Origin of the sequence: uncultured Campylobacter sp. (assembly GCF_938030685.1) — a bacterium.
In the GTDB taxonomy this organism is placed as follows: domain Bacteria; phylum Campylobacterota; class Campylobacteria; order Campylobacterales; family Campylobacteraceae; genus Campylobacter_B.
The window spans coordinates 1-18,602 of record NZ_CALHHX010000171.1 but is presented as its reverse complement, the minus strand read 5'-3'; the positions used below and the strand labels follow the sequence as shown (position 1 = coordinate 18,602).

15 protein-coding genes and 1 pseudogene are annotated in these 18,602 nt (G+C 49.4%); 14 read left to right on the top strand and 2 right to left on the bottom strand.

The features are described 5' to 3' along the window. Positions 1–452 (bottom strand): annotated as a pseudogene (locus Q0369_RS07855) (diaminopimelate epimerase); the annotation flags it as partial. Between the two features lie 65 nt (positions 453–517). Between Q0369_RS07855 and Q0369_RS07850 the strand changes: the two are divergent. The 7 genes from Q0369_RS07850 to carB are packed head-to-tail and all read left to right on the top strand — an operon-like array spanning position 518 to position 9,209. Then, entirely contained in the window at positions 518–1,651 is a 1,134-nt protein-coding gene (locus tag Q0369_RS07850; protein WP_298098321.1) for an epoxyqueuosine reductase QueH, read from the top strand. Between the two features lie 33 nt (positions 1,652–1,684). Further along, on the top strand, positions 1,685–2,134 hold the full coding sequence (gene fabZ, locus Q0369_RS07845; RefSeq protein ID WP_177386946.1) for a 3-hydroxyacyl-ACP dehydratase FabZ: 450 nt from the start codon (positions 1,685–1,687) through the stop codon (positions 2,132–2,134). Next, complete coding sequence (gene lpxA / locus Q0369_RS07840; RefSeq protein ID WP_298026461.1) at positions 2,134–2,922, top strand: acyl-ACP--UDP-N-acetylglucosamine O-acyltransferase; 789 nt, start codon at positions 2,134–2,136, stop codon at positions 2,920–2,922. Before fabZ ends, lpxA begins: the two co-directional genes overlap by 1 nt. Further along, the gene (gene clpX / locus Q0369_RS07835; RefSeq protein WP_297880234.1) at positions 2,922–4,160 is read left to right on the top strand and encodes an ATP-dependent protease ATP-binding subunit ClpX; all 1,239 of its coding nucleotides are present in this window, start codon (positions 2,922–2,924) and stop codon (positions 4,158–4,160) included. Before lpxA ends, clpX begins: the two co-directional genes overlap by 1 nt. A gap of 9 nt (positions 4,161–4,169) precedes the next feature. Next, on the top strand, positions 4,170–5,204 hold the full coding sequence (locus tag Q0369_RS07830; RefSeq protein WP_005869818.1) for a rod shape-determining protein: 1,035 nt from the start codon (positions 4,170–4,172) through the stop codon (positions 5,202–5,204). After that, positions 5,197–5,946 carry a rod shape-determining protein MreC gene (gene mreC / locus Q0369_RS07825; protein WP_298098318.1) on the top strand — a complete coding sequence of 250 codons (750 nt, stop codon included), beginning with the start codon at positions 5,197–5,199 and terminating at the stop codon, positions 5,944–5,946. The genes Q0369_RS07830 and mreC overlap by 8 nt, the downstream gene beginning before the upstream one ends. Next, positions 5,946–9,209 carry a carbamoyl-phosphate synthase large subunit gene (gene carB, locus Q0369_RS07820; protein ID WP_298098316.1) on the top strand — a complete coding sequence of 1,088 codons (3,264 nt, stop codon included), beginning with the start codon at positions 5,946–5,948 and terminating at the stop codon, positions 9,207–9,209. Before mreC ends, carB begins: the two co-directional genes overlap by 1 nt. 519 nt (positions 9,210–9,728) lie before the next feature. On the opposite strand, the gene Q0369_RS07815 is transcribed toward carB, so the two are convergent. After that, the gene (locus Q0369_RS07815; RefSeq protein WP_298098313.1) at positions 9,729–10,619 is read right to left on the bottom strand and encodes a peptidylprolyl isomerase; all 891 of its coding nucleotides are present in this window, start codon (positions 10,617–10,619) and stop codon (positions 9,729–9,731) included. An 84-nt stretch (positions 10,620–10,703) separates the two neighbouring features. Between Q0369_RS07815 and gltX the strand changes: the two genes are divergently transcribed. The 7 genes from gltX to Q0369_RS07780 all read left to right on the top strand — a co-directional run. Then, positions 10,704–12,083, top strand: a complete 1,380-nt coding sequence (gltX, locus tag Q0369_RS07810) for a glutamate--tRNA ligase (RefSeq protein ID WP_298098311.1) — start codon at positions 10,704–10,706, stop codon at positions 12,081–12,083. Between the two features lies 1 nt (position 12,084). Beyond that, on the top strand, positions 12,085–13,341 hold the full coding sequence (locus Q0369_RS07805) for a malic enzyme-like NAD(P)-binding protein (RefSeq protein ID WP_298098309.1): 1,257 nt from the start codon (positions 12,085–12,087) through the stop codon (positions 13,339–13,341). Positions 13,342–13,385: 44 nt separating this feature from the next. After that, positions 13,386–14,834: a nicotinate phosphoribosyltransferase gene (locus Q0369_RS07800; protein WP_298098307.1), complete on the top strand. Its 1,449-nt coding sequence runs from the start codon at positions 13,386–13,388 to the stop codon at positions 14,832–14,834. After that, positions 14,827–15,198, top strand: coding sequence for a hypothetical protein (locus tag Q0369_RS07795; protein ID WP_298098306.1), 372 nt, complete (start codon positions 14,827–14,829; stop codon positions 15,196–15,198). Before Q0369_RS07800 ends, Q0369_RS07795 begins: the two co-directional genes overlap by 8 nt. A gap of 78 nt (positions 15,199–15,276) precedes the next feature. Continuing rightward, positions 15,277–15,969, top strand: coding sequence for an MqnA/MqnD/SBP family protein (locus Q0369_RS07790; protein WP_298098303.1), 693 nt, complete (start codon positions 15,277–15,279; stop codon positions 15,967–15,969). Continuing rightward, the gene (gene gdhA, locus Q0369_RS07785; protein ID WP_298098300.1) at positions 15,966–17,324 is read left to right on the top strand and encodes an NADP-specific glutamate dehydrogenase; all 1,359 of its coding nucleotides are present in this window, start codon (positions 15,966–15,968) and stop codon (positions 17,322–17,324) included. Before Q0369_RS07790 ends, gdhA begins: the two co-directional genes overlap by 4 nt. A 487-nt stretch (positions 17,325–17,811) precedes the next feature. Further along, on the top strand, positions 17,812–18,602 hold a 791-nt coding region (locus tag Q0369_RS07780), incomplete at its 3' end, for a DUF4197 domain-containing protein (protein ID WP_298098298.1).

Sequence of the window (18,602 nt, the reverse complement as noted above, 5' to 3'; positions counted from 1 at the left end):
GAGCCGCGCTCGATCTTAAAATTATTCAGCGTGACGTTGAAGCTGGAGTTTTCATCCTTGTTTTCGCTCTTTTGCTCTGAAAGTAGCGGCTCGAAATTGAAAGTGCCGTTTTGCTCGCGCTCGACGTGGAATTTAGGCGATTTTAGGTGCAAAATTTCTACCGCGAGAGTCTTTTTAAAAAGCTTCGAAAAACCGATTTTTAAATTTATCTCATCCGCGCTAAACAGCGGCTTAAAGGTGCTAAGCTCCGGCTTTGTGACGTTTAGCTCGTAGGTAAAGGGGTTAAATTTAGCATCCTGCACGCTAAATTTTGCTCTGTCTTCTAAAATTTTAGGCAGCGCTTTTTCGATGAAAAGCGGCACGCCGAAAAAGCCCGCGAGCACGTAAAATAGCGCAAATCCGCTCAAGCCGCAAGCAAACTTACGCCAGTGGTTTATAAAAAATTTTTTCATTTTTCCGCTCATTAATTTTGATAGCGTAAAATTATATCCAAAAATTTCGTGCAAAGGGTTAAATTTTGCTGGTTCACATCTGCTGCTCGGTCGATTGCGATTATTTTTTGCGCCGCTTGAAAGAGCTCGCGCAAGAGCCGCTAATAGGCTATTTCTACGATCCAAACATCCACCCTTGCGGCGAATACGTTCTTAGAATGCACGACTCAAAGCGGGTTTGCGAGAATTTGGGGATTAAATTTATCCCGGGCGAGTATGATTTTCAGGGCTGGCTGCAGGGTGCGCGCGGGCTTGAAAACGAGCCAGAAAAGGGCGCGCGCTGCGAGTTTTGCTTTGATTTTCGCATGCAAAAAACGGCCGAGCTCGCGCTAAGTCTAGGCGAGCGCAAAATCACTACGACTCTTTTGATGAGCCCCAAAAAATCGCACTCTCAGCTCTGTGCCTCGCTGCAGCGCATTTGCGAGCGCTACGGGCTGGAGTTTATCGCGCCCGATTTTCGCAAAAACGGCGGCACGAACGAGCAGTTTGCGCTCGCGAAAAAAGACGCGCTCTATCATCAAAACTACTGCGGCTGTATCTATGCGCTTGCGGCACAGCGGAATGATCAGCGAAAGACCGAGCGGAGTTTGGACGGAATTTTGGCGGCAGATTTGAGGCGAAATTCCGCCCCCGATGCTGAAATTTACGAGCTAATGTCGCCGATCGATCGGCAAATTTTGCCCGCTTCGGTAGAGGAGAAGTTGAAATTTTATAAAAAGCTTTGCTCGCTTGAAAGAAAAGGGGTTAAATTTAGCGTGCTGCGCGATCGGTTTTTAAACTACCGTCTGCTGCGCGCATGGATTAAATTTGACGGGTGTGTAGTGCCCTCGTTTGTGCTATTTGGCTCGCATTTTACTCGTGAAAACGTGAAGTTTAGCGTGGAGCGAGAGTGCGAAATTTTTTGCAGCGACAAGGGAGAGATTAAAATTTTAAGCCTGGCGAAATTTAACGAAATTTCAAGATCAAATTTCAAAAGCGTATCCGAAATGCTAAAAAACCCGCCGAGTCTCGCGCGTCAAAATAAAACTCGCGCCGCCCTGTGCGCTATGGGCTCGCTCTCGCCGATCATCGTCACGGACGAGATAAGAGCCGCCAAAGTTCAAATTTACGGGCTCTCGCGCATATTTTTAGACGTTAGGGAAATTTTAGTAAGAATTTGATAAGATTCTAAAATTTCTAAAAAAGGCAGATCAATGATAGATATAAACGAAATCCTCTCCATCCTACCCCATCGTTTTCCGTTTTTGCTGATAGATCGCGTCGAAGAGCTCAGCATAGGCGAAAGCATCAAGGCCTATAAAAACGTAACCTACAACGAGCAGATCTTTCAGGGTCACTTCCCGGGGCACCCGATCTATCCTGGCGTAATGATAATCGAGGGCTTAGCGCAGGCGGGCGGCGTGCTGGCGTTTAAGAGCATGGAGAAAGAGGGCGTCGATCTAAGCGACAAAGTCGTGTATTTTATGAGTATCGATAACGCTAAATTTAGAAACCCGGTTCGCCCAGGCGACAAGCTTGAGTATCGCATCAGCGTAATCAAACATCGCGGACGCATCTGGGTACTAAAGGGCGAAGCCTACATCAACGACGGCGCCACATTGGCCGCGCAGGCTGAACTTCAAGCGATGATAATGGATAAATGATGGCTAAAGTTCACCACACGGCGATCATCGAGGACGGCGCGCAGATCGGAGCCGAGGTTGTGATCGAGCCGTATGCTTTCGTAAGCGCGCAGGCTAAAATCGGCGACGGCTGCACGATCAAACAGGGCGCGCGTATCATCGGCGATACGCAAATCGGCGAGGGCTCTAAAATTTTTTCATACGCGATCGTGGGCGAAATTCCGCAGGATATGAGCTTTGAAGATGGCGAGCGAACGGGGTTAGTCATCGGTAAAAACGCTACGATTCACGAGTTTTGCACGATCAGCTCGGGCTCGCATAAAGGAGACGGATTTACGCGCATCGGCGATAATCTATTTATGATGGCGTATTGCCACATCGCACACGATTGCGTGCTGGGAAGCAACATAATCCTAGCAAACAACGCTACGCTCGCAGGTCATGTCGTAATGGGCGATTATGCCGTTATCGGCGGGCTTACCCCCGTGCATCAGTTCGTCCAAATCGGCGAGAGCTGCATGATCGCAGGGGCTAGCGCGCTTAGTCAGGACGTGGTGCCGTTTTGTCTAGCCGAGGGCAACCGCGCCTATATTCGCGGGCTAAATTTAACGGGCATCCGCCGCCGCTTCGATAAAGAGACGGTCGAGACGATAAATCGGGCGTATAAATTTTTATTCAACCAAGGCGGGGGTTTAAAGGAGCAGGCGCAAATTTTATTAAACGAGACGAGCGATCAAAACGTGCGCAAGATGTGCGAGTTTATAATCAACACAAAACGCGGAATTCCGCTAGATAAAGGTAAAATTTAATGGCAAATAAGTGCAGTTTTTGCGGTGAGACGGGCGCAGACGGGCGTCGTATCTATCCTAACGACGACGGTACGGCGGCTATCTGCAGCTATTGTATCGATATGGCATATGCCGCTATCCACGGCAGCGAGGGTCAAAATGAGGCAGTACAAAATCAAAATAAAGAGATCGATTTCGAGGCTATCAAGCCAAAGGCGCTGATGGAGGTTCTAAACCGCTACGTTATCGGCCAGGAGCGCGCTAAGAAAATTTTTAGTGTCGGCGTTTACAACCACTATAAAAGAATTTTCAGACAGACCGACGCGAAGGGTGACGATACAGAAATTTCAAAATCAAATATCTTGCTTATCGGACCTACCGGCAGCGGCAAGACGCTTATGGCGCAGACCTTGGCGCGATTTTTGGACGTGCCGATCGCCATTAGCGACGCTACGAGTCTAACGGAAGCGGGCTACGTCGGCGAGGACGTAGAAAATATCCTCACCCGCCTTTTACAGGCTGCGGATGGCGACGTAGAGAAGGCGCAGCGCGGTATCGTATTCGTAGACGAGATCGATAAGATCGCGCGAATGAGCGAAAACCGCAGCATCACGCGCGACGTAAGCGGCGAAGGGGTACAGCAAGCACTTCTTAAGATCATCGAAGGAAGCGTCGTAAATATCCCTCCGAAGGGCGGTCGCAAGCATCCAAATCAGGACTTCATCCAGATCGATACTACTAATATCCTATTCGTCTGCGGCGGCGCGTTCGACGGGCTAAACGAGATCATCAACCGCCGCATCGGGCAGAACGTGTTAGGGTTTAACCAAACAAAGCGCAGCAAGAAAGAGAGCTTAAATTTGCTAAACATGGTCGAGGCCGACGATTTGGTGCATTACGGCATAATCCCCGAGCTCATCGGGCGCTTGCACGTAGTGGCTACGCTAAATGAGATCGACGAAAAGGCGATGGTTAGAATTTTAACCGAGCCGAAAAACGCGATCTTAAAGCAATATCAAAAGCTCTTTGCGATAGACGGCGCAAATTTAAAATTTGACGACGACGCGCTACGAGAGGTCGCAAGCCTTGCGATCAAGCGCAAAACCGGTGCGCGCGGGCTTCGCAGCATAATCGAGGAGATCATGATCGATATTATGTTCGATCTGCCCGAGCTTAAGGGCTATGATGTCATCATCTCCAAAGAGGTCGTAGACGGCGTCTCCAAGCCGATACTTGTAAAACAAAATTTAACTGCATAAAGGGGATAAATGTTACTTGATTCGATTCTAGGATTATTTTCTAGGGATATGGGTATTGATCTAGGCACGGCAAACACGCTGGTGCTACTAAAAGATAAAGGCATCATCATCAACGAGCCGAGCGTCGTCGCGGTACAAAACGAACGCTACGGCAAGCAAAGAATCATCGCCGTGGGCGCCGAAGCCAAAGAGATGCTCGGACGAACTCCGGGCGATATTGAAGCGGTGCGCCCGATGAAGGACGGCGTTATCGCGGATTTTGATATGACGGAGAAGATGATTAGGTATTTCATCGAAAAGACCCACAAGCGCCGCTTTTTCGTAAGTCCGCGCATCATCATCTCGGTTCCTTACGGACTAACTCAGGTCGAGCGTAAAGCCGTGCGCGAAAGCGCGATGATAGCGGGCGCGCGCGAGGTTTATCTAATCGAAGAGCCGATGGCTGCGGCGATTGGTGCGGGTTTGCCGGTCAATGAAGCGCGCGGCTCGTTGGTCGTAGATATCGGCGGCGGTACCACGGAGATCGGCGTTATCTCTTTAGGCGGTATCATCAGTGCCAAATCCGTCCGAGTCGCGGGCGATAAGATCGACGCAAGCATCGTTAACTACGTCAAAGAAAAATATAGCCTGCTTATTTCGGAGCGTGCGGCCGAGGAGATTAAGATCAAGATCGGCACGGCGGTGCAACAGCAAAAAGATCTTACATACACGGTCAAAGGAAAAGATCAGATCAGCGGGCTTTTAAGCTCGGTTGATCTTACGAGTGAGGACGTTAGAGAGGCGATCAAAGATTCGATCAGAGAGATTGCGGACGCGCTGAAATTTGTCCTTGAGAGCATTCAGCCCGAAGTCGCCGCCGACATCGTCGAAAACGGCGTCGTGCTAACGGGTGGCGGTGCGCTCATTCGCGGATTAGATAAGTATCTAAGCGACACCGTAAAGCTTCCGGTTTTCGTCGCGGACGAACCGCTATTGTGCGTCGCAAACGGCACGGGAAAAGCCCTAGAAGAGATCAAATCGCTAAAACAAGCGGCAAATGACTAATCTCAAACTCCTCCTCGTCGCGGTTTTGCTGGTAGCCATTTCGTTAACGTTCGGCTCGTATATCCACGGCAAATTTATCGGATTTGCAGGAGGAATTTTAGAGGTTTATTACGGCGTGAGCGATCGGGTAAAAAGCGCTGTAAACGAGCATTTTAACCAGGCAGAGACGATCAAAGCTCTACGAGAAGAAAATGCCGAGCTAAAAAAATCGGCGATGCTGCTTAGCACGTTCGCGGGCGAGCTCAATAAAATTTTGATCGATAAAAACAGCTCCGTCTACGAGCCCAAAGTCCAGCTCGTAAAAGCGCTGAGCTACGCGAATCTAAACGACTACAACAAATTCTTTGTAAATTTTGAAAATTTTAACCCAAACAAAATTTACGGCCTCATCAGTGAGGGCAAGACCGCAGGAATTTTAGTGAATAAAGACGGGCGCCCGCTTGCGATCTTGCAGCGCGACGAAAAGAGCAATTTCTCCGTTTTCATAGGAGATGCTCAAATTCCTGGCGTCGCAGGTGGCGAAAATAACGAGCTAGTGGTTAGATACATCCCGCAGTGGCTCGATCCCAAGGTAGGCGATGAGGTCTTTACGAGCGGGAAAGATGAAATTTTCTTTGCTGGCGTGCCGGTAGGGAAGGTTAAAGAAATTCAAAGCGGGAAGCTATATAAAAGCGCCGTCGTAGAGCCCTACGTGAGCTCCGAGATGCCGGCGTTTTTGTATGTCGTTACAAAGGAAAATTGATGCCCAAAAGAGATGATATTAAGACGATTTTACTGATCGGTAGCGGTCCGATCGTAATCGGCCAGGCGTGCGAGTTTGATTATAGCGGCACGCAGGCGGCTAAGACGTTAAAGAGCCTTGGATACCGCGTAGTGCTAATAAATTCTAACCCCGCTACCATTATGACCGATCCCGATTTTGCCGACGCTACTTATATCGAGCCGATCACCAAAGAGAGCATTTTGCGTATCATAAAGCGCGAGGGCGTCGATGCGATCCTGCCTACGATGGGCGGACAGGTCGCGCTAAACGTCGCGATGCAGGCCTACGAAAGCGGCGAGCTAGCGGGGGTGAAATTTCTAGGCGCCAAGCCTGAAGCGATCAAAAAGGGCGAGGATAGGGTAAAATTTAAAGAGGCGATGATTAAGATCGGAATGGATCTGCCTAAATCCAAATATGCCTACAATATCGAAGAGGCGATGGCTGCGGCGAATGAGATCGGCTTTCCGCTCATTATCCGCGCTAGCTATACTTTGGGCGGTGCAGGCAGCGGCGTAGCGTACAATATCGACGAGTTTAAAGAGGTCGCGCAAAACGGGCTAGACGTGAGCCCTATAAATGAAATTTTGATCGAAGAGAGCCTGCTTGGATGGAAAGAGTTCGAAATGGAGGTTATCCGCGATCACAAGGACAACTGCATCATCGTCTGCTCGATCGAAAATTTCGACCCGATGGGGGTGCATACGGGCGATAGTATCACGGTTGCGCCCGCTCTGACGCTTACCGATAAAGAATACCAAGCGATGCGCGACGCGAGTTTTAAAATTTTGCGCGAGATCGGCGTGGATACGGGCGGCTCAAACGTGCAGTTTGCGGTAAATCCGCAAACGGGGCGGATGATCGTCATCGAGATGAACCCGCGCGTAAGCCGCAGCTCGGCTCTCGCATCCAAAGCCACGGGCTATCCGATCGCCAAGGTCGCTACGATGCTGGCGGTGGGCTTTAGCCTGGATGAGATTAAAAACGATATCACCGGCACGCCCGCGAGCTTCGAGCCGGTGATCGATTATATCGTGACTAAAATTCCGCGCTTTGCGTTTGAGAAATTCCCCGGCGCAAACCCCTATCTCGGCACTGCGATGAAAAGCATCGGCGAGGTGATGGCGATCGGGCGCAGCTTTAAAGAGAGCATTCAAAAGGCGCTGTGCTCGCTGGAGAAGGGCTACTTCGGCTTCGTGGAATTAAATTTAAGCGAAAAGGATCTCATCTTCGGGCTTCGTAATGCGCAACAAGATAGAGCTTTATATATCGCTCAGGGCTTTAGAGCGGGTATGAGCGTGGATCAAATTTACGAGCTTAGCAAGATCGATCGCTGGTTTTTGAGCCAGATCGAGCAGATCGTAAAATTTGAAGAGCGCATCGATATGGAGATCATCAACGACGCGGCGCTTTTAAGGCAGGCCAAGAGTTGGGGTTTTAGCGACAAGATGATCGCAAATTTGATCAACAAAAAAGATAGTCTGGGCCTTACGCAAAACGATATCCATTTTGCCTGCGCCAGACAGGGCATCGACCTTGAATACAACGAAGTAGATACCTGTGCAGGCGAGTTTGCGGCGCTTACGCCCTATCTATACTCCAGTACCAACATAACGCCCGCCATCGCAAGCCGTAAAATTTCAAAAGATAATAAAAAGGTTCTCATCATCGGCGGCGGTCCGAACCGCATCGGGCAGGGCATCGAGTTTGACTACTGCTGCGTGCACGCTAGCTACGCGCTACGCGATATGGGGATCACCACGATAATGTATAACTGCAACCCAGAAACCGTCAGCACCGACTACGACACGAGCGATATTTTATACTTCGAGCCGATCGACTTCGAGCACGTTAGAGCGGTCATCGAGGCCGAGAACCCCGACGGCGTGATCGTGCATTTCGGAGGCCAAACGCCGCTAAAGCTCGCCAAGCGCCTAAGCACCGTGGGAGCCAAGATTATCGGCACGAGCGCGCGCACTATAGACGTAGCGGAAGACCGCAAGAAATTTAGCGAGTTTATCGCAAGTATCGGCGTCAAACAGCCCAAAAACGATACCGCCATAAGCGAAGCAGAGGCGATCGAAAAGGCCGCTGCGATCGGCTATCCGGTGCTCGTGCGCCCTAGCTACGTGCTCGGCGGTCGTGCGATGCGGCGCGTACATAGCGAAGCCGAGCTTAGGCAGTATATGAGCGAGGCGGTGCGCGTGAGCGACCATTCGCCGGTGCTTATAGATAAATTTTTACTTGACGCGACCGAGCTTGATGTCGATGCGATCTGCGACGGGCGCGACGTGTATATCGGCGCGATAATGGAGCATATCGAAGAGGCGGGCATTCACAGCGGCGATAGCGCGAGCATCCTGCCGCCGCTTAGCCTAAGTGCGGAGATGATCGATCTGGTAAGTCGTCAAACCAAAGAGATTGCGCTAAATCTTGGCGTCGTGGGGCTTATGAATATTCAATTCGCGATTTTTGAAAATGAGCTTTACATCATCGAGGTAAATCCGCGTGCGAGCCGCACCGTGCCGTTTGTGAGCAAGGCGACGGGAATTCCGATGGCAAAGGTCGCTACTCGCGTAATGTGGCAAGGAGGCTTGCGCGAGGCTTTGAAATTTTACGACGAGTTCGGTGTGCTAGTCGAAGAGAAGGGAATTTTAAAGCCGCATATTAAAAACCATATCTGCGTCAAAGAAAGCGTCTTTCCTTTCAACAAGCTTGCGGGCGCGGATCTGATCTTGGGGCCCGAGATGAAAAGCACCGGCGAGGTGATGGGCATCGGCGAAAATTTCGCCAAAAGTTTCGCTAAATCGCAAATCGGCGCGAGCAACGCGCTTCCAAGCGGCGGCAAGGTGTTTTTGTCGCTAGCTGATCACGACAAGCTGCGAGCCGTGGAGCTTGCACGCGCACTTACGGGCGCGGGCTTTAGTATCGCCGCTACGAGCGGCACTCACAAGCTATTGGGCGAAAACGGCGTGGAGTGCGAGTTTGTATATAAAATCAGCGAGGGTCGCCCAAATATCGAGGACAAGCTCAAAAACGGCGAAATTTCGCTCGTCATCAATACCAGCGATAGTAAATCAAACTCTACCGACGCCGCAAAGATCCGCCAGAGCGTGCTGCGTTTTAGGCTGCCGTATTTTACGACGATGAAGGCGGCGATCGCCGCTACGCGCTCGATCTGCTCGATAAAGGACGAATCCGCGCTTGAAGTTAAAACGCTACAGGAGTATCTAAGCGGCAGGTAGCGCGAGCAGGCCTCCGCCGGCACCGTGCCGCAATGAAATTTTAGGAAGCGAAATTTTGCTGCGAAAATTAGAGTATGGAATTTCTAAATTTTATCGGCAGCCCCCATTCTATATGCATAAAATTTTTTAGGAGATACTATTAAATGAGCGAAGAGACACAACGCAAGGCTTTGCAAGATAAGGTTTGGGCACTGCAAATCGCGTATGAGGCTCGGTAGATGAGGCTTTAAGCAATGCATCAAAAGTAAATTTGTTCCAAGCAGATTTATATAAATTTTAAAATTTAGCTCCTCGCCGCTGTTTTCATCGCTCCAAACGGCGACGAGTTTTGGGGCGGCATCGATGTGGGAGCAAAATTTGCTCGCGTCAAAGTCTGCAGTGCTTATGCCGTCGCTTCTAGGATCGCTCTTAAGTTAGGTAAAATCGCTGATTACTATCATGAATGCCTTTAAATTTGATTGCATAGCGCGCAAGGACAAATTTAGTGCGCCGCGGCGGATAGGTGGACAAATTTAAAATTTAGTTCCTCTTTTGAACCTTCGCTTTGCCCTTGTCTTTGCCGCTTTGAGGCTGGGCTTGTGGGCGCTCGATGATGCGGATATTGGCATTTGAGCGGAGCCTGTCGTTGAACTCGGTGATCGCCTTTTTGCGCTCAGAGGTCACGTAGCCTTCGATCGCCTTATCTTGCACGCTGTCAAAATCAAGCGTACGAAGCCCCTTTTTGTCGTTTACGTAAAACATCTCGTAGCCGTTGCGCGTAGGGATGATCGGCGAAAATTTACCTTGCTCGACATTGGTGACGATGTATTTGAGCCCCTCATCCATTTGATTAGCCTTGAGGGTGCCCTTCATCACATACACGTCGCTCGGACGGAGCTTTGGATTTGCGCGGATCTTATCGAGCGGAGCTTGCGATTTTGCGATATAGCGGGTGAGCGTGATGCTATCGAAGGTCGTGAATAATGAACTATTTTGGCTGTAGAATTTTTTGACATTTTCGGGGGTCGTGCGGTGCTGCACGTCCGCAAATATTGAGCCATAGAGCTTTTCTTCAAGCAGTGTGCGGCGGATATTTGCTTTAAAGTCATCGTAGTTTATACCTTGCTTTTGCACAGCGGTTTTGAGCTGGTCTAAACTAAGCTTATTTTGATCGGCAATTGCTTTGAGCCTCGCGTCGATCTCCGCGTCATTTACCGCGATGCCGCGGCGTTTAATCTCGGATTGTTGCAGCTTTTGCCCGATTAAAATTTCCATCGCAGCTTGCGGCGAAGCGCCCGTTAGTTTTTGAACTTTGGCTAGTTCGTAGCCGGTGATGGGCTCATTATCTACCACGGCGATGACTCCGTTTACTACTTCGGCATTTGCACAAACAACACAGATCATTGCGGAAAAAAGCAGTTTCTTTATCATTTTTAACCTTTATTTAGTCTTTTTGCTTTATAATTACAAGACCGCGATTATAACATTAAATGGTAATTTTTGCAAAGGAATTTTATGATAGTAACTCGTTTTGCGCCGAGTCCTACGGGATATTTACATATCGGCGGACTTAGAACGGCGCTTTTTAGTTATCTTTACGCTAGAGCAAACGGCGGCAAATTTCTGCTGCGTATCGAGGATACCGATCTGAAGCGCAATTCGCAGGAGGCTGCTAAGGCGATCGAGGAAGCCTTTAAGTGGTGCAATCTGGACTATGACGGGCAGATCGTGTATCAAAGCTCACGCTTCGATCTTTACAAACAATACGTCCAAAAGTTGCTAGATGAGGGTAAGGCGTACAAGTGCTATATGAGCAAGGACGAGCTTGACGAGCTGCGAGCGCAGCAGGAAGCTCGCAAAGAGCGCCCGCGCTATGATAACCGCTATCGCGACTTTACCGGCACGCCGCCTGCTGGGATCGAGCCTGTAGTGCGTATAAAAGCCCCGCTTAGCGGCATGATAGAATTTAACGACGGCATCAAGGGCGAGATAAAATTTAACGCTGCCGATATTCTGGACGATTTCATCATCGCGCGCTCCGACGGCACGCCTACGTATAACTTTACGGTCGTGATCGACGACGCGCTGATGGGCGTCACGGACGTGATCCGCGGCGACGATCATTTAAGCAACACCCCGAAGCAGATCGTGCTGTATAACGCGCTAGGCTTTAAAATCCCTAAATTTTACCACGTCGCGATGATCAACGGCACCGACGGCAGCAAGCTAAGCAAACGCCACGGCGCCACCGACGTGATGGAATACAAGCGCATGGGCTATCTGCCGCAAGCTCTGCTAAATTTTTTAGTACGCCTGGGCTGGAGCCACGGGGATGATGAAATTTTTAGCATGGAGGAGATGAAGCGATACTTTGATCCTAACCATATCAGCAAGAGCGCTAGCACCTTCAATCAAACCAAGCTCGAGTGGCTAAACGCACATTATATTAAAAACTCGGGCGATGATGAGCTTGCCACGCAGCTTGTGGAATTCGGCGTCGATATTCGCTCACATGCGAAAAAACATCTCATCGCCCAGCAGTACAAACAGCGCGCAAAGACGCTAGTGGAGATGGCTGAGGGCATTAAGGTCCTTCTAGCCCGCCCGAGCTGCTACGACGAGAAGGCGTATAAGAAATTTGTAACCGAAAGTTCGCTAAGCTTACTCGCAAAATTTTCGGATACTCTAAGCGTAAATTTAAATGCAAAGGAGTGTGAGGAGGAGACGATGGAGTTTTTGGACGCAAATGGCGCCAAGCTAAAGGATCTTGCCCAGCCGCTGCGCGTTGCGATCACGGGAGGAAGCGTAAGTCCGTCGATTTTTGAAATTTGTGAAATTTTAGGAAGCGACGAAGTTAAAACGAGAATTTCAAATTTAATCAAAAAAGGATTATAAAATGGCTAAAGTAAACGTTGAAGCGGCTTTGAAGTACCACATAGGCGGTAAAATCGGAACGAATGTAAAAACCCCGTGCGCTACTGCGGAGGATTTGGCGCTTGCATATACGCCGGGCGTCGCGGAGCCTTGCAAGGTGATCGAAAAAGATCACGAGGCTGCGTTTAAATACACGAATAAAGCCAATCTCGTAGCCGTCATCACTAACGGCACGGCGGTTTTGGGGCTTGGTGATATCGGCGCAATCGCCGGAAAGCCCGTAATGGAGGGTAAGGCGGTTTTGTTTAAAAAATTCGGCGGCGTTGATGCCTTCGATATTGAGATCGATGAAAAAGATCCTAAAAAGATAATTGAAATTTGCAAAGCACTTGCGCCTACGTTCGGCGGTATAAATTTGGAGGATATCAAAGCTCCCGAGTGCTTCGAGATCGAGCGCGAGCTACAAAAAGCCGTCGACATCCCCGTCATGCACGACGATCAGCACGGCACTGCGATGATTACGGGCGCAGGGCTAATCAATGCAGCCCTTATCAGCGGCAAAAAGATCGAGGATATGAAGATCGTAGTCAGCGGCTCGGGCGCTGCAGGCATAGCGTGCGCAAAGATGTATCGTAATTTAGGCGCCAAACATATCATAATGCTTGATTCCAAAGGGGTGATCCACAAGGGCCGCACCGATCTTACCGAGCAAAAGAAAGAATTTGCCCTAGATACCGCAGATCGCACGCTAGAGGACGCGATGAAGGGCGCGGATATGTTTTTGGGTCTTAGCAAGCCGGGCGTTTTAACCAAAGAGATGGTAAGGACTATGGCGCCGCATCCGATCATTTTTGCGCTTGCAAATCCGGTACCGGAAATTTATCCAAGCGAGGTCGAGGAAGTAAGAAACGACGCGATCGTAGGCACGGGCAGAAGCGACTTCGCAAATCAGATCAATAACGTTTTGGGCTTTCCGTATATATTCCGCGGCGCGCTTGACGTAAGAGCCAAAAAGATTACCGAAAATATGAAAATTGCTGCCGCTCGCGCAATGGCGGATCTTGCTCGCGAAGAGGTTCCTGAAGAAATCCGCAAGATGCTGGGCAAGGATAATTTAAAATTCGGCAAAGACTACGTGATCCCAAATCCTTTCGATCCACGCGTATTTGCCGTGATCTCGATGGCGGTCGCAAAAGCTGCGGTGGATGACGGCGTCGCTCGCATCAAAGAGTTCGACGTTGCAGCTTATAAAAAGAGCCTAGAAGCTAAAAAGCTATGATTTTTTGCTCTAACATGAGGCGAGATTAAATTTAAGAGGCGTAAATGAAAGATTTGGCTTTACTTACCGATTTTTATCAGCTTAGCATGATGCAGGGCTATTTTTTTACGAAGCCCGATCAGACAGCGGTTTTTGACGTTTTTTATCGTAAAAACCCAAGCGGCGGCGGTTACGCGATATTTTGCGGCTTAAACGAGGTTGTGGATTATATCGAAAACTTAAAATTTAGCGACGACGACATCGCATATCTAAAAAGTCTAAATTTCTTTAAGCCCGAATTTTTGGAATTTCTAAGAGGCTTTAAATTTAGCGGCGAAATTTACGCCATGGATGAGGGGCAGATCGTATTTCCGCACGAGCCGCTTATCCGCGTCAAGGCAAATATCATGGAGGCGCAGCTCATCGAGACTGCGATTTTAAATACTATAAATTTTCAAACTCTAATCGCCACGAAAAGCTCGCGCATCAATTTTAGCGCTAAGGGTGATTCGGTGATGGAGTTTGGCTTGCGCCGTGCTCAGGGGCGAAGTGCGGGCATCTACGGCGCAAAAGCTGCGATTATAGGTGGCTGCAGTGCCACGTCAAACGTGCTCGCCGCAAAGAAATTCGGAGTACCCGCGATCGGCACCCACTCGCACTCTTGGATTCAGAGCTTTGATAGCGAGCTGGAGGCGTTTCGCGCCTACGCTAAAATTTATCCGAACAGCACGCTTTTGCTCGTCGATACCTACGATACTCTCGCAAGCGGCGTGCCGAATGCGATTACGGTTTTTAAAGAGCTTCGCGCCAGCGGTCATGAGCCGCTTGGAATTCGCATAGATTCGGGCGATCTGGAGTATCTGACCAAACAGGCGCGCAAGATGCTCGATGCTGCGGGCTTTAATGACGCAAAGATCACTGCGTCAAATGATCTGGACGAATACGCGATCGATCAACTCAAGCTTTTTGATGCCAAAATTGATAGCTGGGGGATCGGCACGAGGCTTATTACCGGCGGGGACAGTTCGAGTCTAGGCGGCGTGTATAAGCTAAGCGGTATCGAAAGAGATGGCGAGATCGTGGCTAAAATCAAAATTTCAAACGATCCGCGTAAGATCAACAATCCCGGCTACAAGCAGGTCTTTAGGCTCTACGACAAGGATAACGGCATGGCACTTGCCGATCTGATCGCGCTTGAGGGAGAGAGTATAGACGAGAGTGCGCCGCTTGAAATTTTCCATCCGCTTTACACCTACAAGCGTAAAATTTTAACGAATTTCAGCTCGCATAAGCTCTTACGTCCCGTTTTTAGGGAGGGCAAATTCGTAGGCGTCCGCCGTAGCGTAAGCGAAATCGCGCGTTTTAGCAAGGAGCAAAAGAGCAAATTTTGGCTCGAGCACCTTCGCAATGTCCATCCGCAAAGCTACAAAGTGGATCTCTCTCAAAAGCTTTGGGATATTCGAAAATCACTCATCAACGAGTGTAACCTAAATTTAAAGGAGAAATATGTTTAAAGTTCTATCGTGTGCCGCTTTGGCGTTAGTTTTGCTAGGATGCGGCTCAAACCAGCTCCGCCAATCCCCGGATAGCGCTATGAATAAGCAAGCACAGAGCGAAAAAACCATAACTAAAGAGAACGCAAAGACCCTCTATTTTGTCGATGAGCAGGGCAAAAAACTTTCGCTTAGTTCAAACGACGATTTCAATACCGCCGTATTAAAGGACGATAGCGGCAAAAGCTACGATCTTAAGCGCGACCGCGCCGCCGACGGCATCTATATGGATAACAAAGACGGAGTGAGCATCCACTTCAAAAAAGGTGAGGGCATAGTGGAGTTTAGCAAATACAAATCCATCCCGATCACCGAGGTCAAATAAACTTTAAAATTTTTTGGTTAAATTCCGATTTAGCGCCGGAATTTAGCCCTTTTTTCTGCGCTAAATTCGGAGAAAGTTATGTTATTAGGCAAAATCGATTATCTAAATTTGCTCCCTTTTCACGTATTTTTAAAATCCCTTCCGCTGCCGTCTTACGTTAAAAAATCGATAGAATTTAAAAAAGGGGTGCCGAGCAAGCTCTGCGCCGATCTTTATAGCCGCAGGATAGACGCTGCAGTGATCTCAAGCATCGAAAGCCGCCGCGCAAAGTACCGCAAGCTGCCTCTTGGAATCGTCGCAAAGCGGGAAGTGCTAAGCGTACTCGTGCGCAAAAACTCGGCGCCTAGGCTCGATCCCGCGTCGATGAGCTCAAATATGCTAGCTCGCGTGCTGGATCTTAGCGGCGAGGTGCTAATCGGCGATAATGCTCTAAAGGCTCTGCTTTTGCAGGGCAGAGATAAATTTTACGATCTTGGCAAAATTTGGCAGCAGCGTACGGGCTTACCCTTCGTTTTCGGGCGGCTATGCTGCGTGAAAAACGAAAAAGTCTACTCGCGCCTGGCGACGAAATTTTTGCGTTCGCGCATTAAAATTCCAAGATATATCCTGCAAAGCTACGCCTTTTCGCGCGGCATAAAAGAGCGTGAAATTTTAAATTATCTGAAATTTATAAGCTACAAAATCGGCGTCCGCGAGGAGCTGGCGCTGAAAAAATTTATCGCTAAAGCCAAAAAATTAAAATTTAATCCGGTTCAAAAGGAGGAACTATGAAATCTTACATCGACGGCTTGCTGCTAAATTTAAAGCGCGCCAATCCCGGTCAGGAGGTCTTTATCCAGGCATCGACCGAAATTTTATACTCGCTCATACCGCTTCTAAAGCGCGATGAACGATACGTGAAAAATAAAATTTTAGAGCGTATTTTGGCGCCCGAGCGCACGATGATGTTTCGCGTCGTCTATATGAGCGACGGCGGCGAGCCCTGCGTGCATACGGGATATCGCATAGAGTTCAACTCCGCTCTGGGGCCTTACAAAGGCGGACTGCGCTTTCACCCGAGTGTAAATTTGGGCGTTTTGAAATTCTTAGGCTTTGAGCAAATTTTTAAAAATTCCCTCACGGGTCTTAATATCGGCGGCGCAAAAGGGGGCGCAAATTTCGATCCCAAGGGCAAGAGCGACGGCGAGATTATGAGATTTTGTCAAGCTTTTATGCTTGAACTTCACCGCCTAATCAGCTCCAATACTGACGTGCCTGCGGGCGACATCGGCGTGGGCGGTCGCGAGATCGGCTATATGTACGGCGCATATAAAAAGCTCACCCGCAGATTCGACGGTGCGCTTACGGGCAAAGGGCTAAGCTGGGGCGGTAGTCTTGCGCGCACCGAGGCTACGGGCTACGGCTCCGTGTATTTCGCAAACGAGATGCTAGCTACCAAGGGCGATTCGCTGCACGGCAAAATTTGCACGATCTCGGGCGCCGGCAACGTCGCGATCTACACAGCCGAAAAGCTCTATCAGATGCAGGCTAAGCCCGTTACAGTAAGCGATTCTACGGGCTTTATCTATGACGCCGAGGGAATCGATGTAATGCTTCTTAAAAAGCTAAAAGAGCAGCTGCGCGTAGGGCTTTGCGAATATATCAAGGAGCGTCCTGGCGCAAAATTTATCCCAGTTAGCGCCTATCCCGCGGGGCGTAACTGCGTGTGGAGCGTGCCGTGCGACGCGGCGTTTCCGAGCGCTACGCAAAACGAGCTTAATCTGCAAGACGTAAAGACTCTCTATGCCAACGGATGCCGCATGGTTTGCGAGGGCGCGAATATGCCAAGCACGCTTGAGGCGATAGATTTTATGCTCGCGCAAAAAGACTTTCTTTTCGGCCCTGCCAAAGCGGCGAATGCTGGCGGCGTGGCTACGAGCGGGCTTGAGATGGCGCAGAACGCACAGATGGCGTCGTGGAGCTTCGAGGAGGTCGATAGTAAACTGCGCGAGATCATGCGCCACATATTTCGCACCAGCTACGAGACTTCGAAGGAATTCGGCGCGGAGGGTAATCTCGTGCTAGGCTCAAACATCGCGGGCTTTCGCCGCGTAGCCGATGCGATGCTGGATCAAGGTCTGGTTTAAGCTCAACTCGCTTTATTTTGTCAAAAGCGGCAGCTCGCTTTTAAATTTAAGCTCTTTAAATTTACGGCGAGCTTTTGAACTACGGCGGGTTTGATAAAATTTCAATCGTTTGTGCTGAGGATATACAGCTCATCGCTATAATTTGCTTTATGTGCCTTACGCTGGCATCGTGTGCGCTGCGTAAATTTAAATAGCGCCGAGCAGCGTTTTAAAATTTTAGCTCGTCGTAGTGCTGCTTTTAAAATTTAGCCGCAAGCATGACAAAGACCGACGCATCCAAATTTCATCTTTAAATTGGCAGGTAAATTCCACCAGTTAAATTTAGCTTTAAAATTTGACGTTTAAAATTTAACTCGAAGCTGCTTTTAAATTTAGCTTAAAATTTTATCTCAGCTCGCCCGCGCAGCGCGAAAATTTAAACCGAGCACGGGCTGAGCGTTTACCGCATTTTGGCATAATGGCGTAAATTTTATCCAAAGGTTGCAATATGAAAAAATTTATGGTTTTACTCGCCGCCGCGTCGCTGTCGCTCGCGCATGCGGACGTAACGGATATCCTAAAGCAGGGCGCGGACGTGCTCGGTGCGACTCAGAGCGGAAACTACAAAGAGCTGCTCGCTTCCGCCGCAAACCGCGCCGTAGCCGAGCTCGCCAAGGGCTACATCCACAGCAAGACCGCTAAAATCGAGCTTCCTCCTTCGCTGAAGGCGGCTGCGAAGCTTGCGAGAAAGGTAGGCGGCGATAAATGGGAACGTGAGCTCGTCGTGAGCATGAACGACGCCGCTACCAAGGCGGTGAGCGGTGCGAGCAAGATATTTTTGCAAGATCTGAAATCTATGAGCGATGCCGACGTTAAAAAGCTCATCGGCGGCGGCGACACGGCGCTTAGCGAGTATTTACAGAGCAAATCGGGCGCGAAGCTGCGGGCGGTTTTTAGACCGATCGTAAGCGATATGATGTTAAATTTAGATCGAAGGAAAAATTATGAAAATTTTGTTTTTAGACCGATCGTAAGCGATATGATGAGCAAAAATAGCTTCGCGACGGCGTATAACGGGCTAAATTCCTTCGCGCAAAACAAGATCGCGGGTAACGAAGCGGTGCAAAATATCGCGCGCGGGCTGGGCGCGAGCGAGTATCTGCCTAAGCAGGGCGAGGATTTGAACGATTACATCACGCAAAAGACGCTGAACGGGCTATTTGCGGTGATGAGAGAAAAAGAAAGCGCGCTTCGCGGCAGCGCCGTCGGCAAAGGTGCTGGGATTTTAGGCAAGGTGCT